The sequence below is a fragment of the Solidesulfovibrio carbinoliphilus subsp. oakridgensis genome, assembly GCF_000177215.2.
In the GTDB taxonomy this organism is placed as follows: Bacteria; Desulfobacterota; Desulfovibrionia; order Desulfovibrionales; family Desulfovibrionaceae; genus Solidesulfovibrio; species Solidesulfovibrio carbinoliphilus.
In genome coordinates, this window is sequence record NZ_CM001368.1 from 2,344,087 (window position 1) to 2,367,089 (window position 23,003).

Here is a 23,003-nt window from a genome sequence, read left to right on the forward strand (position 1 = left end):
ATCAATACCCCATCAGTCCGCAACAGCGGGTACACGAGGGCATGAGCCCCTCGGTGTGGAGGCTCGCCCGGAAGCGGCGGTAGGACTCGGAGTTCCACAGCTCGGTGATGGTGTGGTCGCGGACGTTGCCGACGATGTAATCGTGGTAGTCGCGGCACGGCGACATGTCGCCGTTGGAATCGAGCTCCACCGCCTGGTAGATGGAGATGCACTGGTTGAAGCCGAAGGTCGACTCGTGGTTGGTGTAGTATTCCTTGAGGTTCGGCACGCCGGTGATGTTCGGGATGATGTTGACGGCCGGGTTGCCGAAACCCTTGGACCGGCGCTGCACCTCGAGGAGCTGGGTGTTTAACGTCTCGTGGTCCTTGATGGTCCAATCCCCGACCCAGCCCCAATGGAGCTTGGGCTTGAAACCGAAGCGCCGGGAGAAGTCCTCGTCGTGGGCCGTGGCGCTTTTCTCGTCGATCCACCAGGACAGGTAGTAGACGAAAAGATCCACCCGGTCCTTGTAAGCCTCGTAGATGTCGACCAGATGGTGGACGTTGGCGCTCGAAATGGTGACCAGGGCCGCGACCAAGGGCAGGTTGGTCTTGTGGGCCTTCTTGGCTTCCTTGATGGCAGCGAGCGACTCCTGGACGACCTTGTAGTTGTCCCCGCCGCCGGCCGAGGGACGGGCCGCGTTGTGGGTCTCGGCCGAATGGCCGTCGATGGAGACCTGGAGCAGGAACATGGGGGCCGCGGCCAGCCGGTCGGCGGCCGCGAGCAGGCCCGTGGCGTTGGTGGCGATGGAGGTCGGCATCTTGAGTTCCGTCGCCCGCTCGATGATGTCGAGCCAGCCCTTGTACATGGTCGGCTCGCCGCCCCAGAGGTAGACCGAGGGCCGGTGGCCGTTTCGGGCCAGGTCCTCGAGGAGGGCCAGGTAGCGCTCCGGAGAAATTTCCTGCTTTTTGAGGTCCTTCAAATTCTGGCCGTGCAGAAAGCCCTGGTCGCCCCACTGGCCGCAGGTGTGGCAGCGCAGGTTGCACATGTCGGTGATGCGGATCGACAGCTGGCGGATGCTGCGGGCCTGCCCGGTCTCGGCCCGGGGATTGAGGGCGGAAAAAAGGAACTTTTCCTTTTCCAGGGCGATCAGACGGCCGGCGATCCAGGGGTGCCCGGCCACCTTGACGGATTGTTTGAGAATGGTGCCAAGCGCGACGCTGCTGCGTTTGCTCATGAAGCCTCCAGTGCCGTGACGGCGAATGTCGCCTTACGCCGAAAAGGCGCTTGGTTCAAGCATTGAGGCCCTGGTAGTAGGCACGGCGGCCGGGCTTGTAAAGGGGCGGGGTGGCCTGGCCGGCCGGGCCGGGCGGGCCGGCGGCCCCTTTTCCCGGCGGCCGGGCAAAGCTCCCCTTGCCGGGCGCAAGGGTCAGGCATACATTGCAATTGCGGCGAAACCCCAGCGAGGCATTCCTATGGCGCCCCAAGTGAAAACCATTCTCCTGGCCGTGGACTTCTCCGAAGCGGCGCAGTACCTGGCCGAGTACGCGTCGATTTTCGCCAAGGGCCTCGGGGCCCGGCTCCTGGTCCTCTACGTTTCCCCCAGCATGAACCGCTACGCCAGCCTCTACGTGCCGGCCGCCAACATCCAGTCCCTGGTCGAGCAGATCCTCGAGGGGGCCAACCGGGTCATGGGCGAATTCATGCTCGGCCGGTTCGTCGGCGTGGCGGCCGAGGGCCGGGTGGAATACGGCTATGCCCCGGAAAAGATCCTGGAGGCGGCCGGCAGCTGCGGGGCCGACATGATCATCATGGGCACCCATGGCCGGCGGGGGGTGGAGCGGATCCCCTTCGGCTCGGTGGCGGAAAAGGTGGTCAAGACGTCGAAAATCCCGGTCCTGACCATCCGCCCGGCCTGAGGAGGCGCGGCCGGGGCGCCGGAAGCATTGCCGGAAACGGCCGGGTCGGGTAGGGTCGCCCGAGTTCCACCCACAACCCGGGGCAACCATGGCCAATGCCGCCACGCGACAATACCTGACCTTGAGCCTTGGCGGCGAACGGTTCGCCCTGGAATCGCTGGTCGTGTCCGAAGTGCTCGACGTGCCGGCCGTGACCTGGGTGCCGCTGGCCCCGGGACACCTTCGCGGCGTGGTCAACCTGCGGGGCAACGCGGCCACCGTGGTCGACGTCTGCCGCAAGCTCGGCCTGCCCGAAACGGCCTCCCGCGTCCCGTCGTGCCTGGTCATCGTGGAGCGGAACTACGAGGGCGAGACCTTTCCCGTGGCCGCGCTGGCCGACGCCGTGCACGAGGTGGTGGAGATCCGGGACGAGGACATCGCCCCGCCGCCGGACATGGGGCTGGCCGTGCCGGCCGTCTTCGTCCTGGGGCTGGCCCGCCTGGGCGACGGCTTCGTCATGATCCTCGACGTGGACCGGCTTTTTTCCCTGGAAGAGCTGGCCGCCCGCCGGCCCCGGGCCGACGGGGCCCCCCGCCGCCTGCTCTGACCCCCGCCCTCACCTGCCGTAGAGCCGGCCGTACATCATGGCGTTGGCCGTGATGCGCCGCACGTAGTCGCGCGTCTCGGTGTAGGGAATGAGCTCCGTGAAAAGCTCCTCGCCAAGGGGCGCCAGGTGGCGCACCCAGATGGCGGCCCGGTTCTCGCCGGCGTTGTAGCCGGCCAGGGCGGCCGCCAGGCTCCCGGCCCGACCCAGGCGTTCGCGGAAAAAGGCCACACCCAGCCGGATGTTGACCATCGGATTGAAAAGATCCTGGCGTTCCGCCCGGATGCCGATCTTTTTCCCCACCGTGCGGGCCGTTTCCGGCATGAGCTGCATGAGCCCGACCGCGCCCGCCCCGGACACCACCAGGGGATCGAAAAAACTCTCCTGCCGGATCAGCGAATAGACCGTGTCAGGACGGATGTCCGACCCGGCCAGGGCCGCCTCCACCTGGGGCGCGTAGGCTCGGGGATAAAGGGCCTGGCGCAGCGGGGCCAGGTCCTCGGCCGTGCCGCGCAAGAGGCACCCGCCAAAGGTCCGCCAGGCCGTCTGGCTGACCGCCCCCCGCCGGCCCATGGCGGCCGCGGCCTCGATGTGGGCCATGGCCAGGTCGGCCCGGGCCGGCTCGGCCCGGGCGGCGAATTCCAGCTCCATCTCGGCCAGGGCCGGCAGTCCGGCGCCGGAGAGGGTCCGGGCCTTGTCCAGGGCGGCCTCGGCCGTGGCCGAGGGCTCCTCGATGCGGCCCGGGCAGCGCGGCGCGCTTGTGACCGGCGAGGCGGCCACGGCCTGCTCCGACAGCCCGAGCCCGGCCAGGGCGGCCCGGGCCCGGCCGCCGTAGTAGGTGTTGGGACGCCGGGAAAGGGCTTCGAGCCAGACGGCGGTGGCCTCGCTTGGCCGCCCCAGGACGAGCAGGGCCCGGCCGCGCCAGTAGCGGGCCCCGTCGGCCCAGTCGTCGCCCGGGAACCGGCGGATGAACGCGGCCATGTCCTCGGCCGCGCCCTCCATGTCCCCGACCACGTAGCGCAGGACCGCGGCCAGGGACGCGCCCTGGGCGGCCAGATCGGCCGGCACGGCCAGACCGCGCAACTGCCCGGCGGCGGCCAGGGCGTCGGCGAAACGGCCGCGCTCGGCGAGCAGCAGGGCCAGATGCCGGGCCGCGGCCTCGCGCAGGGGATCGTCTCGGACGGGAGCGGCCAGGACCTGGCGGAGCAGGGCCTCCATGCGGTCGATATCCTCCGGCTCGAAGGACCGCCACAGACAGCGGGCCTCGTGGTAGCGGGCCCAGCCGGAAAGCGACGCAGCCGGATCGGCCGCGGCCACCCGGCCGAAGGCCTCGGCCGCCGCCTTGAACCGCCGCAGCCGGTAAAGCGCCTTGCCCCGGACATATGCCGCCCGTAACGCCTGCCCGGCGTCAAACCCCCGCGTATTGTCCAAAAGCGTGAGCGCGTCCTCGGGCCCGGCCTTCTCGGCCATCTTCTCGGCCCGCATGAGCACATTCCCCGGCGCATCCGGGTCATAGCACATCCCGGCCGTCCCCACCCCGGCCCCTTCCCCCCTTTCGGGGGGTCCGGGGGGGATGATCCCCCCCGGCGGGTCCAGGGCAGCGCCCTGGCCGCCGGAGGCATCCGGGGCCACGCCCTGGCCGCCGGAGGCATTCTTCCAGGCATTGTTCCCGCATATCGTCCTCGCCAGGGCGTTGCCGGCCACGGCGGAGCGGGAGGCCGGCCAGGTCAGCGACAGATGGCGCAGGAAATCCGCCGCCTTGCGGTCCTGGCCGAGGCCGTCGGCGGCCACGGCGGCCCGCAGCCAGACCTCGGGGGCCAGCGTCGGGTCGGCCTCGGTGAGCCAGGATTCGGCCAGGGCCAGGGCGGCCCCGTGATCGCCGCGCCGGGCCGCGCTCTCAAGGGCCAGATAGAGGGCGTCCCGGCCGAGAAACGATCCGGCCGGAGTGGCGGCGAGCGCGGCCAGGGCTGCGCCGGCTCCGGCCGGGTCGTCGGCCAGATAGAGGCCAAGGCCCCGGTAGTAGGCGGCCACGTCGGCGAGCGTCCCGGCCTGGGCGGCCGAGGCGGCCAGCCGGGCGGCGCCTTCCGCATGCCGCCCGGCCAGGACCTCGGTTGCGCCCAGGGCCACCTCGGCCGCACCCGGCCGGCCGGGTCCCCTTGGCCCGGCCGGGGTCCTGGCCGTTTCCGGGCCCGAGGCGGCCAGCCTGGCCGACCGGGGGAGCGGGATGTCGCCGGGTTTGCGCGGCGGCTCCCAGGCCGCGGCCTGGCCGGCCGGGCAGGACCCTGGAAGCGTCAGGCCGCCGAGGGCCAGGACCAGGAGCAGGACCAGGCCGGACACAACCAAACCAAATCGATCGGAGAAACGCTTTATTCCCGCCCTGGTCATGGCGTAATTCCCTACCTTGTCATGCGAGAAACGGCTAGTTTACTAGATGTGTGAAAGAAACAGAACCCTTGACTTCACGTGAAAATCGTGACTAACAAGCACGAGTTTACACGGTCCGCTTGCGTCATCAGGGCGTCGCGATCCTGGACGCGAGCCCTGCGCGTCTTCCACCCGTCAAGGAGGTCGGTATGTCCTTCGCGCAGTCCTGGGATTTCACGCCGGGCGCCCGCGTCGTTCTCGACGATCTGCGAAAGTGCTCGCGTGAATACGAGTGGCTGGAGGAACCTTACGTCTCGCCCGACGGCGAGACCGTGGCGATGGTCGCCGCTTTGCCGGACGCCGAATTTTCCCTGGCGGTCAACGGTGAAGTTTGGGAACAAACCTTTGACAAAATCTGGTATCCCCGCTTTTCGCCGGACGGCCGGCTGACAGCCCTGGTCCAGTCGGCCGGGGAATGGACCATGGCCGTGGACGGCGAACCCTGGGAAGACCAGTACGGCTACATCTGGGGCACGCTTTTCTCCAAGGCCGGGGACGTGATCGCCGCCCCCATCCAGGTGGACGGCAAGTACGGCCTGGTTTCCAATGGCGTAGCCTGGGAAACCCTCTATGACAATGCCAACCAGGTCGTCCTGTCGGCCGACGGCAGCGCCACCGCCGCCGTGGTCCAGGTCAAGCCCCTGGCCCAGGCCGACATCGAGACCTTCCAGCAGGGCATCTTCAGCGTGGCGGTCAATGGCGTCGCCTGGGACTCCATCTTCGTCAACTGCTGGAATCCCGCCTTCGACCCGGCCGGCAAGCACGTGGCCACCACCATCCGCCGCACCCTCTACGACTACTCCATCGCCGTGGACGGCAAGGCCTGGACAGGCGCCTACGCCTGCGCCTGGGCCCCGGTCTTCCATCCGGCCACCGGACAGGTGGCCGCGCCCGTGCGCAAGGCCGGAGCCTGGGGCATGGCCGTGGACGACGTCATGGCCTGGGAGCCCCGGTTCACCCAGATCTGGCATCAGGCCTACAGCCCGGACGGCGCAATCCTCGCCGCCATCGTGGCCCCGAAATTCGGCGAATTCACCGTGGCCATCGGCGGCCAGCCCTGGGACATCACCTTCCCAGTGGTCACCGATCTGGTCGTCAGCCCCCAGGGCGGCCGGGTGGCGGCGCTGTCGAGCGAGAACAACGCCAATTTCGCGGTCATCTGCGACGGCAAGGTCTGGAACGGCCGCTACGACATGGCCTGGCCGCCGGTCTTCAGCCCCGACGGGAAGCATCTGGCCGTGACCGTGCGCCAAGGCGGCAAGTACACGGTGCTGTGCGACGGCAAGGCCTACGCCCAGAGCTTTGACCGGTGCTTTGACCCGGCCTTTTCCCCGGACGGGACCCACGTCCTCATCCGGGGCATCGCCGACGGCAAGGTCTATCGGATCGTGGCCCCGGTTACCGCCTTCACCGGCTAGGAGGGAGACATGCACGCGCTTTACGATCTCGCCGTCGGCCCCCTGGCCTGGCTCGCCTTCGGCGTCTTTATCGTCTGTTCCGTCTACCGGCTTTTGGCCATGCGGGCCCTGGCCTTCCGCAAGGAAAAGGCCTTCGTGGCCTACATCAGCTGGCCCCACGCCATCAAGTCCCTGACCCACTGGTTCACCCCCTTCGGGGCCCTGGGCTGGAAGGAAAACCCGGGCGTCACCGTGGCCACGTTTCTTTTCCACGTGTGCCTGTTTCTGGTGCCCCTTTTCCTCATGGGCCACATCGTGCTCTTCGACACCTTCCGGGGCTGGTCCTGGCCGGCCCTGCCGGGGGCCCTGGCCGACGGCCTGTCCATCCTGGTCGTCCTCATCTGCGCCTACTTCCTGTGGCGGCGCATAAGCGTCCCGGAAGTCCGCTTCGTCACGAGCACCCAGGACTGGGTGGTGGTGTCCCTCGTGGGCCTGACCTTCCTGACGGGCGTTTTGGCCTATCATCGCATCGGCGACAACCTGGTTCTCACCACCCTGCACATCCTGTGCGGCGAGGCCATGCTGGTCGCCATCCCGTTCACGAGGCTCTCGCACATGTTGTTCGCGGTCTTTTCCCGCGGCTACATCGCCTCGGAATTCGGGTCCGTCAGACACGCCAAGGACTGGTAGCCACCGGAGGACGCCATGAGCACCATTGCCGATCGCCTCATCGAGGACACGGGCCTCAGGCGCGGAGTTTCCCGCCTGACCCCGGAGAAGATAGAAAAGGTATTCAAGGAACTGATCGCCGGCGAATGCGGCGCACGGCTCAAAACCTACGTCGAGACCTGCGTGCGCTGCGGCATGTGCGCCAAGGCCTGCCACTACTACATGTCGCACAAGGACCCGAGCTACACCCCCGTGGCCAAGGTCAGCCAGACCATGTGGAAGCTTCTGGCCGCCGGCGGCCGGGTCGACCCGGAGCTCATCTACCAGTGCGCCCAGATCGCCTACACCGAGTGCAACCTCTGCCGCCGCTGCATCCACTACTGTCCGCTGGGCATCGACACCGGCTACATCATGAGCGTGGTGCGGCGTCTTTGCCACAAGCTCGGCTGCACCCCGCAGTACATCCAGGACACCGCCCACAGCCACTCGGCCACCATGAACCAGATGTGGGTGAAAGACGACGAGTGGCCGGACACCCTGCAATGGCAGGAGGAAGAGGCCCGCGAGGAATTTCCCGGGCTTCGCATTCCGCTCGATGTCGAGGGCGCGGACTTCATGTACTCGGTCATCGCCCCGGAACCCAAGTTCCGCACCCAGCTCATCTACCAGGCGGCCGCCATCTTCAACGCCGCCGGCCTGTCCTGGACCATGCCGGCCACGCCCGGCTGGGACAATTCCAACATGGCCATGTTCTCCGGCGACGCCGAGATCATGTCCCGGATCGAACGCGCCCACTACGAGACGGCCCAGCGCCTGCGCGTCAAGCGCATCGTCATGGGCGAGTGCGGCCACGCCTTCCGGGCCGTCTACGACGTGGCCAACCGCTGGCTCGGCTGGAAATGGACGCCCGTGCCCATGGTCCACTCGGTGGAGTTCTTCTGGGAGCTGATCCAGGAAGGCCGCATCAAGCTGACCCGCAAGTACGCCGATCCCGTCACCATCCACGACCCCTGCAACATCATCCGGGGACGGGGCCTGACCGAAAAACTGCGCGACGTGGTCCACTTCCTGTGCGACAACGTCGTGGAAATGCACCCCAACCGGGAGCACAACTACTGTTGTTGCGCCGGCGGCGGCGTCATCAACTGCGGGCCTCCGTTTAAAAACGTCCGCATCGTCGGCAACTCCATCAAGGCCGAGCAGCTGAAGGCCACGGGCGTGCACACCCTGGTCGCTCCCTGCCACAACTGCCACGGCGGCCTGGAAGACATCATCAGCAAGTTCGACCTTGGCATGCACACCAAGTTCCTTGGCGACCTCATCTATGAGCTCATGGAGAAGCCCGAGGCCGAGTAACCCCGGCGCGCAGGAGAAACCGCTATGAAAAGACGCTCGAAAACGTCCCTGCTCCTGGCCCTGCTCGCCGCCGCGTTCCTGGCGGTTCCGGCGCTCGGCCAACAGGACATGACCACGGTTCCGGCCGAGGGCTTTGCGGCCAAGACGCGCCAGCCCGCGCGTTTCGCCCATGACGCCCACAACGAAAAGGCCGGCCTTTCCGACTGCACGACCTGCCACCACGGGGAAAAGGACGGCAAAAAGGACCCCACGGCCGATACCTCCGGCGTGCCCTGCTCCGACTGCCATACCGCCGCCGCCAAGTCCGGCCGCACCCCGCTCATGCGGGCCTACCACAAGCAGTGCATGGGCTGCCACCTGGCCCAGAAAAAAGGCCCCGTCACCTGCGGCGACTGCCACGAGCCGGTGAAATAGGGGGAAAAACCGGGGCTCTGCCCCGGACCCCGCCGGGGGGAATCATTCCCCCCGGACCCCCCGAAAGGGGGCGCGGGACGACGCAGCCCCGCGCCAACACGATCCTTGCAGGCGCGGCCGGGAAACCGGCCGCGCTTTTTTATCTTCTGGAACGGGTCTTGCTTCGCTGCCGGCAACACAAGGAGCCCCCATGCGCCATTGTCCGGTCCGGGTCCTGGCCCTGCTGTGTCTTGCGGGCCTCCTGGCCGCCGCCCCGACGCCGGTCCAAGCCCAGGAGGACCGGGCCGGCCCGCCCGTTGCCGCGCCCGTTTCGCCCCCCCTGGCCCCGGTTTCTCCCGCACCCGGCGCCGACGGATCCGGGGCCGTGCGGCGTCAGGTTTCCGACGCAAGGGCCTTCTCCACCACCTCCACCTGCTTCTACGGCCCCCAGATGGACCAGGGACAGGCCAAACGGCTGTGCGCCGACCAGACCCGGGCCAAGCTCCTGGACGCGGCCGCCGGAATCCTGGCTCCCGAGCCGGCCGTGGCCGCGGCCCGGCTCTCGCCGGGAGACGTGCGGGCCTTTGTCGACAGCCTGCTGCGGGTGGCCGTGGCCGACGAGGAGGTACGGCCGGCGGCCGACGGCCTGGCCGTGCGCTTGACCCTTCGGGCCGAGGCCCCGGCCGACACCCTGGCCGAACGGCTGGCCGCCTTTGCCGCCAACCCCGAACTGCGCGCCGCCGCCCTGGCCGAGACCGCCGCCCGGGACAGGCGCGCGGCCGAGGCCCGGCTGGCCGCCGTCCCTTTTGGCGCGGACCGGGAGTTCCGGGCCCGGGAAATCCGGGAAGGGATGCGCGAGGACGCGGCCTTTGCCGCCCGGCAGGTGGTGCCGGGCATGTCCATGGCCGGGGTCAAGGAACTCCTCGGCAATCCGCCGGCCATGAAGCAGGCGGTCATCGGGCCGGAGTCCTACGTCTGCGCCGGGTACGGCCGCGTCTGGGTCGTCTTCCGGGACGGGCTGGTCTCCTGCCTGCGCACCCGGCTCGATTATGTGGCCCGGTACGGCACCGACTGCCACTGCGCCGGAAACTACGCCACCATCCTCAAAAACGACTGAGCCGGGTCCGTCTTGACAGGTGCCCCGCGCGGCAGATAGATAAACCGTGCCGTAAAGCTCCCCCCCTCGACATTTCCCTTCACCATCAGCCGGAGGAATTATGAGGGCTCTCATAGTTGACGACGATTTTTACAGCCGCAGCTTTCTCGAATACATTCTGCACCCCTATGCCCGGTGCGATGTGGCAGTCAACGGCGAGGACGCGGTCATGGTGTTCAAAAAGGCCCTGGAGGCCGGGGAACCCTACGCCCTTGTCTTCATGGACCTGCTTATGCCCGTCATCGACGGTCCCCGGGCCCTGAACGAAATCCGGGAGATCGAAAAAGACTTCGGCCTGGACCACGACGGACGCTGCAAAATCGTCATCACCTCGGTCCTCGAAGACGGCGAGGAAACGCACAACGCCATGTACCTCGGCGGCGCGACCTCGTTTCTGCAAAAGCCTGTCGACGAAAAGTCCATTCTGGCCGAGTTGACGCGACTGGGCTGCATCACGCCCGAAGCGGAACGCTGAGGCGGGCGGCCCGGCCGCCCGCCTTTTCCTTTTTTTAACGTCTCCCGCCTTCCCGCCGCCCGGCACATGCCGTATGCTGCGGCATGCGCAAACGCCTGATCCTGGCCGGCGGCGGCCACGCCCACCTGCACACGCTTTCGCGGCTCGACCTTTTCCACGCCGCCGGCATCGACGTTACCTGCGTCGCCCCCACCCCCCACCTCGCCTACTCCGGCATGGGCCCGGGCATGCTCTCGGGCCGCTACGCCCCGTCCGACCTGCGCTTCGATATCGAGGCGATGGCGGGGAGGCGAGGGGAAAAGATGCTTCCGGCGGCCGGGGGGGATCATCCCCCCCGGCCCCCCCGGGCGGGGAAAGACGGGGCGGACGGCGAGGGGACGCTGTCGGGATTCATTCGGGGGGCGGTGGTCCGGGTGGTGCCGGAGGAGAGGCGGCTGGTGCTGGAGGACGGGCGGGAGCTTACCTACGACGCCGTGAGCTTTGGCCTGGGCAGCCGGGTGGTGGTGCCGTTTCCGGTGGAGACCAGTCCCCGAACGGCCGTTTTTCCGGTGAAACCCATCGAGAACCTGCTGGCCGCCCGGCGGCACATCGAGTCCCTGGCCGAGGCCGGACCGGTGCGGGTGCTGGTGGCCGGCGGCGGCCCGTCCGGGTTCGAGGTGGCGGCCAATGTCCTCGGGCTTTTTGCCAGCTGCGGCGTGAAAAAGCCGCTGGTGGCCGTGGCCGTCGGGCGCGGGCTCTTGTGCGGCTGGCCGCGCCGGGCCCGCCGGGCGGCCATACGGTCGCTGCGGCGCCGGGGAGCCCGGATCGTCTGCGGCCGGGTGGTGCGGCTGGCCGGCGGCCGGGCCCAACTGGCCAGCGGGGCCCACGAATCCTGCGACGTGCTGCTGGTGGCCACCGGCACCCGGCCGCCGGAACTCTTCTCCCGCTGCGGCCTGGCCCTGTCCCCGGACGGGGGACTGACCGTCAACGCCTTCCTGCAAAGCCCGATGCACCCGGAGATCTTCGGCGGCGGCGACTGCGTCCAGTTCGGCCCCCGGGAACTGCCCCGGGCCGGGGTCTACGCCGTGCGCCAGGGGCCGATCCTGTGCGCCAACCTGCTGGCCTATCTGACCGGCGGCAAACTCCTGCCCTTTCGCCAGACCGGCACCAACTTCCTGGCGCTTTTAAACTGCGGCGACGGCCGGGCCATTTTGCGCAAAGGCCCCTTCGTCTTCGAAGGGGCCTGGTGCATGGCCCTCAAGGATTGGATCGACCGGGGTTTCATACAGTCGTTTCCGCCCCGGCGTCCTCCGGCCTGACCGGACAGGCCGGCCGCTCCCGCGCCGGCCGGCCGACCACCGTCACCAGATCGTCCAGGAGCTTCTGCTTGTAGCTTTGCACCAGCGGCTCGTTGTGCATGATCATGTCGAGCTGCCGCGTGTGCATGAGCATGTAGCCGATGACGGTCAGCGCCCGCAGCATCTCGGGCTCGGCTCCGCCGCTTGCGCGCGCGAAGGAGGCGTCCTCGTTCACTTCGACCGTAAAACCATGGATCTCCAGGATCTCGGCCACGAACTCGGCCCGCCGCCGGCGGCGGGAGAATTCCGCCGCCCCGCCCTTGAACTGGAAGCTGACGTAATTCTCCTGGGGCCGGTCGCCGACGAGGGCCTCGACCGTGCAGAAATGGAACCCGAACCGCGAACTCAGGCACAGGTAGTTGCGCGAGACCATGAAGTAGTTGCGCTCGGCAAAAGACGAGTGCGAGGCCGCCTCCAGGTGCGGATTGGTCGAGGCCTGGGCGATGATCGACATGAGCCCCCGGCCGTCCACCGGCGGCGGCCCCTGCCAGGGGATGGCGACGATGCCGTCCCAGAGGGCCCCGACCGGGATGGAGCAGATCTCTTCGAGTTGCACGTACTTGCCCGGCACGTCGTGGGTGAAGCCGTCGTCGAGGTTGATAAACCACCACTTCATGGCCGTGCCCTTGTACTTGAGCTGCTTGGCCGCCCGCTTGGAGAAGTGGAAGTCCTGGCCGAAGGCGAACATCTCGGTCACGGACTTCTCGTGGCAAAAGCGGGTGATGTCGTGGAGCGTGCGGCAGTTTTCCGGGGCGAACTCCGGTATGTTGGGGTCGAGGAGATAAAGCGGCGTGATGCGATCCATGACCCGGCGCAGGATGGCGTGCATCGGGGTCTGGCGTTCCGGGGCCGGGGCCTGCCGGGCGGCCGCCTCGGCCAGGAGCTCCTGGAGGCGGCCCGGGTAGACGGCCCGGCCGTCGGCGTCCACCGTGACCTCGGCGCCCGGGGCGAGCAGGCTGGCCGCCCCGGCCAGGCCCATGAGCGCCGGCACCCGGAACTCCCGGGCCACGTTGGCCAGATGGCCGGCCGCACCGCCCTTTTCCGTGACAATGGCCGCGGCCATGTGGATGACCGAGGCGAAGCGCGGCGGCGCCTCGATGCCGACCAGGACCCCGCCCCGGGGAAACCGCAGCAGGTCGGCCTCCCGCCGGACCACGAACACCGGGCCGCTGCCCACGCCCGGGCTGGCCGTGACCCCGCCGGCGGCGAGCGGCACGCCGGAGGCCCGGCGGTCGGCGGCGGCCGCCTCGGACGCCGGCAACTGGGCCAGTTCCCGGCACTGGAGGAACTGGACCCTGCCCGAGGCGTCGATGGCCCACTCCACGTCCACCGGACCGTCGTACATGGCCTCCAGCGCCACGGCCGCCCGGCCGAGCTCCAGGGCCTGCCCGTCGCTGATGCTCGGCTCGAAGGCCCTCTCCGTCAGTGTGTCCATGCGGCACACACCCTCGCCAGGCCCGCAGACGTAGATCTCGTCCTTCGCCCGGATATGGCGCTCGACCAGGGTCGGCGGCTCGCCCCGGCGGACCACGAACTCGTCCGTGGCCACGGACCCGTCCACCACCGATTTGGGCAGGCCGAACGCGCTGTGGATGTGCACGGCGTCGTCGCGGATATCGAGCGGATTTCGCGAATAGATGACCCCGCCGGCCACGGCGTCCACCATGGCCATGACCCCGACGCACATGGCCACGTCCTCGTCGGGGATACCGCGGTTGAGCCGGTAGGTCATGGCCTGCGGGCTGTATTTGCTGGCCAGGATCTCCTTGTAGGACTCCAGGATGTCGTCCGGGCCAACGTTCAATTTGGAGGAAAACTGGCCGGCGAAGGTCTGGCCCTCCTCGTCCTCGCCCAGGGCCGAACTGCGAAGCGACACCGGCACCGGCCGGCCGAAATGGGCGCAAAGCTCCCGGTAGGCCCCGAGGATGGCGGCGGCCACGTCGTCCGGCACCCGGGCATTGGTGATCTCGTGGCGGATCTGGGAACTGAGGATAAGCAGGTTGCGCTGGTCGTCGGGACCGGCCGACTGGAGCAGGCGGTAGATCTCGTCTTTCAGGTCGTTTTCCTCGATCACCCGGCGGTAGGCCCGGGCCGTGACCGCGAATCCGGGCGGCACGGGGAGCCCGGTGCGGCGCACGATCTCGCCAAGGCCCGCCATCTTGCCGCCCACCTGGTCGGCCTGGGCCCGGCCGGCTTTTTCCAGGGGGATGACCAGCTCCGTGGCCGTCTCCCCGGGCGCGGCCTGGCTTTGCAGACTCTCGCCGATGCCCTGCTGGATATCCTTGATGCGGGGATACAGGGCCGCGTACTTGCCCGGCGCGATGGCATTCAAGTGCTCCACGATCTTGTAGACATTGACCGAGGCGGCCGTGGAGTGGGCCTTGATAAAGGCCATGCCGAAGGCCCGGCGGCCGTGCAGCGCCTCCTCCATCTCGGACATGATCTCCAGGGCCTTCTTGTTGGCCGTCAGGAGCAGCTTGAAGTGGTGGTACCGCTTCTTGAATTCGGTCTGGATCTGCTCCTCGGTCAGGCCGTCCACTTTTTCCGGCTCCCGGCCGAAAAGCCCGGTCAGCGCGCGCTTGACTTTGTCGAACACGTTGCCTCCGCGTCGCCGGTCGGCCGGCAGGGTTTCGCCTGGCAGTTTCCTTTGGTTTGTACCGATTCGATACAAGGAAGGCAACGCGGGCGGGCGGCGGCCCGGATCGGCCGCACACTGTTCTTTACAGCTTACTGTAATTTACAGTAAGCTGCGAGAAACAGCTCGGGAGGAGCCCATGCCGCCGGAAAAGATCAAAGGATACCGCCATCTGCCCGCCTTTCTCCTGCTCGCCCTGGCCCACGGTCCCGGACACGGGGCCGCCGTCCACGCCCGGATGCAGGCCCTGCTGCCGCTTCGGGGCGTGGATTCGGGCGCGGTCTATCGGACGCTCGGCAGCCTGGAGGCCGACGGCCAGATCGTCGGGGAGTGGGACACGGCCGGCCCCGGCCCGGCCCGAAAGACCTACCGGCTGACCCCGGCCGGCTGGGACCGGCTCGATTTCTGGCGCGAGGACATCGCATACCGGGTCCGGCTCCTGGACATCTTTCTGGAAACCGCCCGCACCGTCCAGGCCGGCCGGCCGAAGGAGTAGCCATGGAGCAAGACACCCCAAGCCTCGGCGCCCTCTTCGGCGTCTTTTTCCGCCTCGGCGTCACCGGCTTCGGCGGGCCGGCCATGATCGCGGTCATCCGCGACCTGTCCGTCAACCGCCACCGCTGGGTGAGCGAGGAAGGCTTCCGCGACGGGCTGGTCCTGGCCCAGTCCATCCCCGGGGCCACGGCCATGCAGGTGGCGGCCTACATCGGCCTCGTCCGCCGGGGCGTGGCCGGAGCCCTGGCCGCCTACCTGGGCCTTGGCCTGCCGGCCTTTTTCCTGATGCTCGGCCTGTCCGCCTTCTACGCCAGGACCCAGTCCATCGCCTGGATGGTGTCGCTCATGCACGGCCTGTCCGTGGCCGTGGTGGCCCTCATCGGCTTCGCCGCCTGGACCTTTGCCCGGGTGTCCTGCCGGGAGGTCCGGGGGGCGGCCGTGGCCGGGGCCTCGGCCGTGGCCCTCGGCCTTGGCGTCAATCCGTTCCTGGTCATTGTGGGCGCGGCCGCGGCCGGCATGGCCCTGTACCGCGACCGCCAACCGGACGCCGCGCCCGTGCCGCCCGGCAACGCGCTTCGCCGGGGACTGGCCCAGTCCCTGCCGCTTTTCACCGCCCTGTGCCTGGTCATGGCCGCCACCTGGCTCTACAATCCGGGCCTCTTCGATCTGGCCCGGCTCATGCTCGGCATCAACTGCGTGTCGTTTTCCGGGGGATTCGCCGCCCTGCCGCTCATGTACCACCAGATCGTGGACGTGGCCGGCCAGATGCCGGGGCGGATGTTCATGGACGGCATCGCCCTCGGGCAGATCACCCCCGGGCCCATCAGCATCACGTCCACCTTTCTCGGCTACATGCTTTTCGGCCCGGTCGGCGCGGTGGTGGCCACCATCGCCATGTTCGCGCCGTCGTTTCTCATTCTCCTGACCGTGGCCCCGTCGTTTGCCGCCCTCAAGGGCTCCAGGCGTTTTTTCCGGGCCTCCCTCGGCATCGCGGCCAGCTTCGTCGGCCTTCTCGCCTATGTGACCTGGAAATTCTCCCTGGAAGCGACCTGGGGACCGGCCGCCGTGGCCCTTTTGGCCGTGTCCCTTCTGGCGCTGTGGCGGCGCATCGACATCCTCTACGTGGTCGGGTTCGCGGCCCTCTATTCGCTGCTGTTGCTCTGAAAGGCCGCCGGCGCCGCTCCGGTCCGCCGCCAGCCGTCGCCGCCGCCGGCCTTCTTGGCGGCGTACATGGCCGCGTCGGCCAGGCGCAAGAGAAGGCCGCCCCGGCCGGCGTCCTCCGGGAAAAGGGCCAGGCCCACGCTGGCCCCGAGCTGGCAGATGTGGCCGAGGACCGTGAACGGCTCGCGCATGGCCGCGACCATCTTCCCGGCAATGGCCTCGGCATTGGCCGGGTCGCCGACGCCCGGCGTCAGGGCCACGAACTCGTCGCCCCCGATCCGGGCCACGGTGTCGCTGCGGCGCACGCAGGCCACGAGCCGGCGGGCCGCCTCGGCCAGCACCTTGTCCCCCGCCTCGTGGCCGTAGTCGTCGTTGACACCCTTGAACCGGTCGAGGTCGATGAAATAGACCGCCACCCGCTCCCCCTGGCGCTCGGCCAGGGACAGGGTCTGGCGCAGCCGGTCCATGTAGAGTGCCCGGTTCGGGAGCCCCGTCAGGCCGTCGTGGAGCGACATGCGGGTGATGAGCTCCTCGGCCCGCCGACGCTCGGTGATGTCGTTTATGATGCCGTCGTAGGCGACAAGGGCCCCGGAGGCGTCGCGGTGGACGACCGGGGTGTTGCGCACGTAGCGGATGGAGCCGTCCTTGTGGATGATCCGGTGTTCGAAGGGCGCGGCCTCGCCGCACAGGACCTTTTCGGCATGGGCCAGCACGGCCCCGCGGTCCTCGTCCGGCACCATGGTCAGCCACAGCAGGGGGTTTTCCGCGTATTCCCCGGCCGTGTAGCCGGTCACGGCCACGCAGTTCGGGCCGTGGCTGGTGGCCACCGGCACGCCGTCCCGCACCGTCACCGTGTAGACGTAGTCCGTGACCGATTCCAGCAGCCGGCGGTAGCGTTCCTCGCTCTGGCGCAAGGCCTGCTCGGTCTCCAGGCACTCCCGGTGCTGCTCCTCGAGCTCGGCCACGCGACGGCTCAAAACCGCCAATTCGGCGGCAAGCTTCTTCCGGCTGCGGGAGTCGGCGTCCATGGAGTCCACCTCTCGCCGCCACCGTAGCCCAAAGGAAGGCGCTTGTCATGACTTCCCCCGCTTGCCAAGGCAAAATCCAAAGGGTACCAGTGGGCTGGACGCACAGACGCCCCGGAGCGAACCATGACGGTCGGAACCGAATACGCCGACGACCTCAAGCACGAACTGATGACGGAAATGGCGGACAATTTCTTCTCCCGCCGCCGCCGCCTCGACGAACGCCTGGAAGCCTACGCCGGGCTGCGGGAAAAAGTGGAACGCCAGGGCCGCCTCGCCCTGGCCCGGTGGCGCGCCTTCCGGGAGCTGCTCCTCGGCGGCGCCGAGGCCGATCGGTTCCTCGCCCGCCTCGGCTTCGATCCCGCCAGCCTGGCCGCCTTCCCGACCACCGCCTTCCAGCCGCGCCACCGCCGGCCCCTGGCCCTGACCGCCGCCGGCCGCTACCGCAAAGCCGTGGCCGCAGCCTACGAAACCCTGCGCCAGGAACTCGAAAACTACAACGAGGGCACCTTCGTCCCCGATCCCCGCGACCCCCGGCGCATGGCCCGGGTGCCCGGCTTCGACCACCTCCGGGAAACCGGCCGCGAACTCAACGACGAAATCGCCGCCGTCAACTCCTGCCAGTGCCCCTCGGACATGCTCCAGTTCGCCAAATCCCTCGACCCCGTGCGCCAACAGCAGGAACGCGCCTGCGGCGGCATCGGCGATGCCTGCCGCCTCGACGAGGCCCTGGCCTACCACCCCCTCGACCTCGACCACCCCGGCGTGCCCGTCCTCCCCACCCCCCCGCCCCTCGACACCATCGAGGACGAGCTGGAAGGACTGGCCGACCGGCTCTACGCCGCCGACCCGGCACGAGCCAAGGCCGCATTGGCCGCCGGGAAGTAAGGCGGACATGAAGATGCCTCCGGCGGCCGGGGGGGATCATCCCCCCCGGCCCCCCCGAACGGGGCGTGCGGAAACGGGTAATCCTTGAAGGGACGCAGGTGGGCGGAGCTTTTCTTTAAACGTCTGGAACGTAAAATTCCATCAGACTCGCCCCGTCCCCGGGGCGACGGGCCTGGGTGGCCGGAATCGGGTTGGCGTGCTGGCCGGCTTTGCGGCCAGTGTCGCCAACCCGATTCCGGCCACCCGTCACACCCCCGACCACGACCACCCCGCCACCCGCTTCCCCAACCCCCGCCCACCCGTTCGGGGGGTCCGGGGGGCGTGACGCCCCCCGGCCGCCGGAGGCATGCCTTTCGCTTCCTCCGCCTTCCCGCTCCTACTCGACGGCCACCAGGAACGAGCGCCAGCAGCCGGCGCAGCCCGGGGGCGGGGTGTCGGTGTCGTGCTGGTAGCGGAACTCGCGGTAACCGGGGTCGTTCCAGACGGCGGACAAGGGGGTGGCGTGCAGGTTGCCGCGAATGTCGCGGGGGAAGGGGACATCCCGGCCGTGGAAGCGGTAGCTGGCCGGGGGCGGGATGGGCACGTTTCGGAGAGCGCAGGGGCTGACCGCGCCATCGGCCGCGAGAAAGAGGCTTGCGCCCGGCGTGTCCGGGCAGTGGAAGCGCGAGACGCCGCCGTGAACCAGCCGGCAGTCCAGGGCGATGCCGTAGGTGGCGGCCTCGGCCCTGACGCGGCGCAGATGGTCGGCCAGCCGGTCGTAGGCGTCCTGGTCGTCTGGCACCAGGGTGTCGGCTTCGGTTTCCGGCCGGGTGGCGTAGGAGAGCGGACGCAGCGAGGCGGCGCGCACGCCGATGCGGTCGAGGAATTCCGGCAGCCGGTCCAGTTCGGCGGCAAGGCCGGAGCGGGTCAGGGTATAGCGGACCGCGATTTCGGGACGTCCGGTCTGGTGCACGGCGCAGACGGTGCGCAGCCGGTCCATGGCGGCCAGGGCGGCAAAAAGGCTTGCCCCGCGCCGGCGGAAATTGGTTTCCTCGGACAGGCCGGCCAGGGGGAAGACGACCCGGTCGATGCCGTCCCGGACGAGGGCGCCCGCCTGCTCGTCCCCCAGGCGCGCCCCGTCGGTGACCACAACCACCCGGGCTCCGGTCTTGGCGGCCAGGGCCAGCATGGGCAGGATGTCCGGGTTGGCCAGCGGGTCCCCCCAGCCGTGGAAGCGGATTTCGGCCACGTGCCGGACGGCGGCCAGGACCTGCTGCCACAGCGGCAGCGGCAGGTCGTGGTCCAGCCAGTGCTTCCGGTGGCCGGCCCGGATGGTGTAGCCGGTTTCGGCCCGGCTGCGCGAGGAGGCCTCGACGTGCAGGAGGTCGAGGACGAGCGGCGCGTGGATCATCGGGGCGAAAAGACGGCTCCGGCGAAGCTGACCGCCGAGCGTGTCTCGGCCTCGCGCATGACATCGTGGGCCAGGAGCGCCATGGTCGCGGGAGGCAGGATCTCGGCCAGGGTGGCCAGGGCGGTGAAGCCGCAGACGTTGTAGACGTCCTTGACCCGGGCGGACTCTTCCCAGATGGCGTCGGCGTCGCCCCGGGCCAGGGCGTCGAGCAGGGCCGTGTCGTGGGCCAGGGCCGCTTCTTCCAGCGCCTCGGCCGGCTCGGCGTGGCCGAACTTGGGGCCGATGTGAAAGAGGTCCACGCCGGCGACCACCAGCGTGTCAGGATCGGCGGCCATCTCGCGCAGGGCGGAGAGGAACGGGCCGGCCGCCTCGCGAAAGGCCTGGCGGGAGTGCCTGGGCAGGGCGCCGAGCGGCGAACCGCACAGGATCGGCACCAGGGTGAAGGGCGCGTCGCCAAGGACGTGGCGCAAAAAGACGGCCTGGAATTCCACCGAATGCTCGGACCGGTGGGGCAGGTCGGCCGGGTCCACGGTGGCCTGGCCGGCCCGGCGCAGGGCGGCCACGGCCGGGCCGTCGGCCGGGACCTCGCCCAAGGGCGTGGCAAAGACCTTGTCCGTCAGGCAGTAGAGGCCCTTTATGACCTGGTGGCCGACGCCGAGGACCACCACCCGTTTGGGGGGCGTGCGGCCGTCTAGGGCGGCGCGCAGGGCCCCGTAGGCCGCGCCGTACCCGGCCTTGCCGGCCTCGGGGTCGATGTGCGGGGCGATGACGGCCACGACCGGCCCGGCGGCCGGACGGGCCGAAGCGGCCTCCAGCATGGCGTCGAGGTAGGGGACGAGGAGCGCCGGGGCGTCGGGATAGGCCTGGCCGGCGAACACGGCCGGGCGCACGGGCCTGGCGGCGAAATCGGCCGCGGCCTCGGCTTTCCGGGACTGGTAGCACGGGGTGTCGAGGAGGCCGGCGGCGTCGAGTTCGGACAGGACCGACAGGATGTCGTCGCGGCTGACCCGGCGGCCTTCCTGCAGGGCCGTTATCTCCTTTTCCAGGTCGGCCAGGGAATGCCGGCCGTCCATGAGGGCCAGGACCGGCAGGAGCCCGGCCGGAATGCCCGTGCCGTAGGGCACCAGTTCCAGTCGGTCGCGGACGAGGACCATGTTGCGGCCCTCGTGGTCAAAGGGAATGAATTCGAGGTCGTGTCTGGCGCGGGGGTATTCCATCAAGCATATCCTCGTGGCTTTCCCCCACGGTAGCCCAGGCGGCGGCCCTTGGCAACGCCGGCGGCCCCGGGCCCGGGAACGGCCATCTTTCCGGACCGCCTTGATTTCCGTGGGCGATACGGCTACCTCAAGCCCCGACCGCCACGTGTCCGGTCCATCCTTTGTCCGCTAACGGGAATCCCATGCGCTTTGCAAAAGCCCTGTTCCTCTGCCATGTTGCGGACCCGAGCCCGGTCCTTGCGCGGCCACGCTGTCAGGCCGTGGCCGTACTGTCGGCCCTGACCGGGATTGGCCCGCTTCCCGGCACAACAAGCCCGGAGATCCCCGATGCCCGCCCTTAACGATCCCGTCCTTTTGCCGACCGGCTCCGGCCGGGGATTCGGCGGCGGCGTCTTTCTCGGCCTTTTCGGCGTGCTGTCGCTCATGGCCTGCCTCAAGTACCTGGCCCTGCACTCCACGGTCTTCGACCTCGGGGTCTTTCTTTCCAACATCTATTCGCTGCACAACGACGGCCAGTGGTGGCGGGCCTTTCTCGGCCACGCCCAGCCGCTTTTGCCGGTCTACGCGCAGGTCTACCGGCTGGTGCCGGACCAGGCCGCGCCCCTGGTCCTCCTGACGGGCCAGGCCTTTGTCCTGGCCCTGCCGGCCCTGTGGGCGGCCAGGCGCTACGGCATGCTGGCCGCCCTGGCCTATGCCCTCTATTTTCCGGTCTGGACCAACGCCCTTTTCGACTTCCACCTGGACCACCTGCTCATTCCGCTCCTTTTCGGCTTCCTGGCGGCGGCCACGTCCGGCCGGTACCGGCTGGCCGTGGCCCTGGGGCTGCTGCCGGCCCTGGTCAAGGAGCCCTACGCCCTGACCACGGCCTTTTGCGGCCTGTACCTGCTGGTGGCGGCCCGGCAGTCCCGGGCCGGCTGGGGACTTATCCTCTTTGGGGGCCTCTATTTCTTCGTCGCCACCGCCTGGCTGGTCCCCTTCTGCACGGCCGAGGGCGGCTTCGGGGCCCCGAGCGGCGCCTACGCCTGGCTCGGCAGCGGCCCGGGCGCGGCCGTCCTCACCCTGCTCACCCATCCCCTGGACGCCTTGGCCGTGGTCTTCGGCGTGCCGGGAAAATGGAAATACCTGGCCTTTCTTTTCGGGGCCCTGCTCTTTTTCCCGATATTCAGGCCAAAGCTCCTGCTCCCGGCCCTGCCGGCCCTGGCCCTGGCCCTCTTTTCGACCCAGCCGAGCGCCTACGGCTGGGCCAACCACTACACGGCCGGCGCGGCCGGGGCCCTTTTCTTCGCCTTTTGCGAAGTGCTCGGCCCGGTGCGCATCCTGGCCCGGCAGTCCGGCAACGGCGTGCGCCGCTTCGGGCTGCTCATCTTCCTGGCCCTGGCCGGCGGCCATGTGCTTTTGGCCCCTTCCCCGGTGTCCCGGCTTTTCTGGACCACCGACAACTTCGCCTTTTCCATCGACGCCTACGAGCCGACGGCCCGGGATGCCGGCATCCTGGGCGAGATCCTGCGCTCCGTGCCGCGCGATCCGGCCCTGCCGGTCGTCTCCCAGAACACGCTCAACTGGGGGGCCCTGGCCGAACGCCGCGACTTCAACAGCTTTCCCCTGGGCGTTTTCGACGCCCATCCCGTGCGCGACCTGACCGGCGCCACCTGGAAGGATTTCTGGGCCTTCATCCGGACCGGCCAGACGCTGGACCTGCCGGTGCGGACCTGGCAGGCCGGCTACGTGCTGCTCGACCTGACCCGGCCCTGGTTCGTGCTCGACCGGGGCTGCGACTTTCAAAACGGCGCCTGCCGCGACGCGGAGGTGGCCCGGGAGTTCACCGCCCTCGTGGCCCGGGCCCGCCAGGAACTGGAGACGGTCTACGACCGGGACGGCTTCCTGATCCTGCGCCGGCCGCAAGCCGCTGTGCCAGCCCAACCCCCGGCGGAGACCCCGACCGCCCCGCCGGCCAAGGCCCCGTCGACTTCGCCCCCGGCCGGCGACACGCCCCAGGCCCCGACCGCGCCGGGCCAGGACGCCGCGGCGTCGGCGGTCCAGGCGCCGGCCGCGCCGCCGGCCCCCAATGCCGGTGGGGACATCGAGGTCGAGGTCCTCGACCGCTTCCCGGGCCAGCGTCACGGCACGAAACCCATGCCCATGGTCGCGCCGCCAAGCGTCGGGCAACCGGGGCAGCCGGGGCAGCCGGCGGGCGCCGGCCCGGCCGTGGCGCCGGAAACCGCGCCCCAGGAAAACGAGGCCCCGGCCCGCCCGGCATCCCAGAGCCGCCGCAGCCGCCGGCACCGGCCGCCGGCCGAGCAGTCGGCGCCCCCGGCCGCCCCGGTGCCGGACGCGGCCGTCCCCGGGTCCGAAACCACCATCGCCCCCGCCGGCGACGCCGCCCCGGCCCCGGAAACACAACCCCGGCCCTCCCGCCGCAGCCGGCGGCACAGGGCCCCGGCCCCGGTCTCCCCGCCGGGCCCCGCGGAACCGGCTGCCGGCGACCAGACGCCGTCGCCCTAGGG

General features: G+C 69.5%; 19 protein-coding genes. 13 read left to right on the plus strand and 6 right to left on the minus strand.

Annotated features, from left to right (window positions below):
* Position 1 precedes the first annotated feature (1 nt).
* The gene (locus DFW101_RS10170; protein ID WP_009181428.1) at positions 2-1,216 is read right to left on the minus strand and encodes a radical SAM protein; all 1,215 of its coding nucleotides are present in this window, start codon (positions 1,214-1,216) and stop codon (positions 2-4) included.
* Positions 1,217-1,454: 238 nt separating this feature from the next.
* Here DFW101_RS10170 and DFW101_RS10175 point away from each other — a divergent pair, with 238 nt between their 5' ends.
* Complete coding sequence (locus DFW101_RS10175) at positions 1,455-1,898, plus strand: universal stress protein (protein WP_009181429.1); 444 nt, start codon at positions 1,455-1,457, stop codon at positions 1,896-1,898.
* Positions 1,899-1,986: 88 nt separating this feature from the next.
* Complete coding sequence (locus DFW101_RS10180) at positions 1,987-2,484, plus strand: chemotaxis protein CheW (RefSeq protein ID WP_009181430.1); 498 nt, start codon at positions 1,987-1,989, stop codon at positions 2,482-2,484.
* Between the two features lie 9 nt (positions 2,485-2,493).
* On the opposite strand, the gene DFW101_RS10185 is transcribed toward DFW101_RS10180, so the two are convergent.
* The gene (locus tag DFW101_RS10185) at positions 2,494-4,818 is read right to left on the minus strand and encodes a lytic transglycosylase domain-containing protein (protein WP_232285971.1); all 2,325 of its coding nucleotides are present in this window, start codon (positions 4,816-4,818) and stop codon (positions 2,494-2,496) included.
* Between the two features lie 236 nt (positions 4,819-5,054).
* Between DFW101_RS10185 and tmcD the strand changes: the two genes are divergently transcribed.
* The 7 genes from tmcD to DFW101_RS10220 all read left to right on the plus strand — a co-directional run bounded on the left by tmcD (position 5,055) and on the right by DFW101_RS10220 (position 11,649).
* A complete protein-coding gene (gene tmcD, locus DFW101_RS10190; RefSeq protein WP_009181432.1) occupies positions 5,055-6,323 on the plus strand; it encodes an electron transfer complex subunit TmcD in 1,269 nt (422 codons plus the stop codon).
* Positions 6,324-6,332: 9 nt separating this feature from the next.
* Positions 6,333-6,992: a TmcC family electron transfer complex membrane anchor subunit gene (gene tmcC / locus DFW101_RS10195; RefSeq protein ID WP_009181433.1), complete on the plus strand. Its 660-nt coding sequence runs from the start codon at positions 6,333-6,335 to the stop codon at positions 6,990-6,992.
* 15 nt (positions 6,993-7,007) lie between these two features.
* Positions 7,008-8,327 carry an electron transfer complex ferredoxin TmcB gene (gene tmcB, locus DFW101_RS10200; protein ID WP_009181434.1) on the plus strand — a complete coding sequence of 440 codons (1,320 nt, stop codon included), beginning with the start codon at positions 7,008-7,010 and terminating at the stop codon, positions 8,325-8,327.
* Between the two features lie 24 nt (positions 8,328-8,351).
* The gene (tmcA, locus tag DFW101_RS10205; protein ID WP_009181435.1) at positions 8,352-8,741 is read left to right on the plus strand and encodes an acidic tetraheme cytochrome c3 TmcA; all 390 of its coding nucleotides are present in this window, start codon (positions 8,352-8,354) and stop codon (positions 8,739-8,741) included.
* Positions 8,742-8,931: 190 nt separating this feature from the next.
* The gene (locus DFW101_RS10210; protein ID WP_009181436.1) at positions 8,932-9,837 is read left to right on the plus strand and encodes a hypothetical protein; all 906 of its coding nucleotides are present in this window, start codon (positions 8,932-8,934) and stop codon (positions 9,835-9,837) included.
* 100 nt (positions 9,838-9,937) lie between these two features.
* Entirely contained in the window at positions 9,938-10,351 is a 414-nt protein-coding gene (locus DFW101_RS10215; RefSeq protein WP_009181437.1) for a response regulator, read from the plus strand.
* A gap of 83 nt (positions 10,352-10,434) precedes the next feature.
* Positions 10,435-11,649: an NAD(P)/FAD-dependent oxidoreductase gene (locus DFW101_RS10220; RefSeq protein ID WP_009181438.1), complete on the plus strand. Its 1,215-nt coding sequence runs from the start codon at positions 10,435-10,437 to the stop codon at positions 11,647-11,649.
* Here the strand turns inward: DFW101_RS10220 and DFW101_RS20165 are convergent.
* Positions 11,612-14,284: a PEP/pyruvate-binding domain-containing protein gene (locus DFW101_RS20165; protein WP_009181439.1), complete on the minus strand. Its 2,673-nt coding sequence runs from the start codon at positions 14,282-14,284 to the stop codon at positions 11,612-11,614. The two genes, DFW101_RS10220 and DFW101_RS20165, sit on opposite strands and share 38 nt — an antisense overlap.
* 178 nt (positions 14,285-14,462) lie before the next feature.
* On the opposite strand from DFW101_RS20165, the gene DFW101_RS10230 reads away from it, so the two are divergent.
* Both DFW101_RS10230 and chrA read left to right on the plus strand, forming a co-directional pair.
* Positions 14,463-14,819 carry a PadR family transcriptional regulator gene (locus tag DFW101_RS10230; protein ID WP_009181440.1) on the plus strand — a complete coding sequence of 119 codons (357 nt, stop codon included), beginning with the start codon at positions 14,463-14,465 and terminating at the stop codon, positions 14,817-14,819.
* A 2-nt stretch (positions 14,820-14,821) separates the two neighbouring features.
* Positions 14,822-15,982, plus strand: a complete 1,161-nt coding sequence (gene chrA / locus DFW101_RS10235) for a chromate efflux transporter (RefSeq protein WP_009181441.1) — start codon at positions 14,822-14,824, stop codon at positions 15,980-15,982.
* Here chrA and DFW101_RS10240 read toward each other — a convergent pair.
* On the minus strand, positions 15,961-17,007 hold the full coding sequence (locus DFW101_RS10240) for a diguanylate cyclase domain-containing protein (protein ID WP_009181442.1): 1,047 nt from the start codon (positions 17,005-17,007) through the stop codon (positions 15,961-15,963). The genes chrA and DFW101_RS10240 overlap by 22 nt on opposite strands.
* Positions 17,008-17,130: 123 nt before the next feature.
* On the opposite strand from DFW101_RS10240, the gene DFW101_RS10245 reads away from it, so the two are divergent.
* Positions 17,131-17,892: a hypothetical protein gene (locus DFW101_RS10245; RefSeq protein ID WP_009181443.1), complete on the plus strand. Its 762-nt coding sequence runs from the start codon at positions 17,131-17,133 to the stop codon at positions 17,890-17,892.
* 376 nt (positions 17,893-18,268) lie between these two features.
* On the opposite strand, the gene DFW101_RS10250 is transcribed toward DFW101_RS10245, so the two are convergent.
* Complete coding sequence (locus tag DFW101_RS10250) at positions 18,269-19,282, minus strand: radical SAM/SPASM domain-containing protein (protein WP_009181444.1); 1,014 nt, start codon at positions 19,280-19,282, stop codon at positions 18,269-18,271.
* The gene (amrB, locus tag DFW101_RS10255; RefSeq protein ID WP_009181445.1) at positions 19,279-20,499 is read right to left on the minus strand and encodes an AmmeMemoRadiSam system protein B; all 1,221 of its coding nucleotides are present in this window, start codon (positions 20,497-20,499) and stop codon (positions 19,279-19,281) included. The genes DFW101_RS10250 and amrB overlap by 4 nt, the downstream gene beginning before the upstream one ends.
* Positions 20,500-20,826: 327 nt before the next feature.
* Here amrB and DFW101_RS10260 point away from each other — a divergent pair, with 327 nt between their 5' ends.
* Complete coding sequence (locus DFW101_RS10260; RefSeq protein WP_009181446.1) at positions 20,827-23,001, plus strand: DUF2079 domain-containing protein; 2,175 nt, start codon at positions 20,827-20,829, stop codon at positions 22,999-23,001.
* The last annotated feature ends 2 nt before the right edge of the window (positions 23,002-23,003 follow it).

What these genes read in the sequence shown, in the direction of transcription:
- DFW101_RS10170 (WP_009181428.1), bottom strand. Translation starts at nt 1,216, where the DNA reads ATGAGCAAACGCAGCAGCGTCGCGCTTGGCACCATTCTCAAACAATCC.
- DFW101_RS10175 (WP_009181429.1), top strand. Translation starts at nt 1,455, where the DNA reads ATGGCGCCCCAAGTGAAAACCATTCTCCTGGCCGTGGACTTCTCCGAA.
- DFW101_RS10180 (WP_009181430.1), top strand. Translation starts at nt 1,987, where the DNA reads ATGGCCAATGCCGCCACGCGACAATACCTGACCTTGAGCCTTGGCGGC.
- tmcD (WP_009181432.1), top strand. Translation starts at nt 5,055, where the DNA reads ATGTCCTTCGCGCAGTCCTGGGATTTCACGCCGGGCGCCCGCGTCGTT.
- tmcC (WP_009181433.1), top strand. Translation starts at nt 6,333, where the DNA reads ATGCACGCGCTTTACGATCTCGCCGTCGGCCCCCTGGCCTGGCTCGCC.
- tmcB (WP_009181434.1), top strand. Translation starts at nt 7,008, where the DNA reads ATGAGCACCATTGCCGATCGCCTCATCGAGGACACGGGCCTCAGGCGC.
- tmcA (WP_009181435.1), top strand. Translation starts at nt 8,352, where the DNA reads ATGAAAAGACGCTCGAAAACGTCCCTGCTCCTGGCCCTGCTCGCCGCC.
- DFW101_RS10210 (WP_009181436.1), top strand. Translation starts at nt 8,932, where the DNA reads ATGCGCCATTGTCCGGTCCGGGTCCTGGCCCTGCTGTGTCTTGCGGGC.
- DFW101_RS10215 (WP_009181437.1), top strand. Translation starts at nt 9,938, where the DNA reads ATGAGGGCTCTCATAGTTGACGACGATTTTTACAGCCGCAGCTTTCTC.
- DFW101_RS10220 (WP_009181438.1), top strand. Translation starts at nt 10,435, where the DNA reads ATGCGCAAACGCCTGATCCTGGCCGGCGGCGGCCACGCCCACCTGCAC.
- DFW101_RS10230 (WP_009181440.1), top strand. Translation starts at nt 14,463, where the DNA reads ATGCCGCCGGAAAAGATCAAAGGATACCGCCATCTGCCCGCCTTTCTC.
- chrA (WP_009181441.1), top strand. Translation starts at nt 14,822, where the DNA reads ATGGAGCAAGACACCCCAAGCCTCGGCGCCCTCTTCGGCGTCTTTTTC.
- DFW101_RS10240 (WP_009181442.1), bottom strand. Translation starts at nt 17,007, where the DNA reads ATGGACGCCGACTCCCGCAGCCGGAAGAAGCTTGCCGCCGAATTGGCG.
- DFW101_RS10245 (WP_009181443.1), top strand. Translation starts at nt 17,131, where the DNA reads ATGACGGTCGGAACCGAATACGCCGACGACCTCAAGCACGAACTGATG.
- DFW101_RS10250 (WP_009181444.1), bottom strand. Translation starts at nt 19,282, where the DNA reads ATGATCCACGCGCCGCTCGTCCTCGACCTCCTGCACGTCGAGGCCTCC.
- amrB (WP_009181445.1), bottom strand. Translation starts at nt 20,499, where the DNA reads ATGGAATACCCCCGCGCCAGACACGACCTCGAATTCATTCCCTTTGAC.
- DFW101_RS10260 (WP_009181446.1), top strand. Translation starts at nt 20,827, where the DNA reads ATGCCCGCCCTTAACGATCCCGTCCTTTTGCCGACCGGCTCCGGCCGG.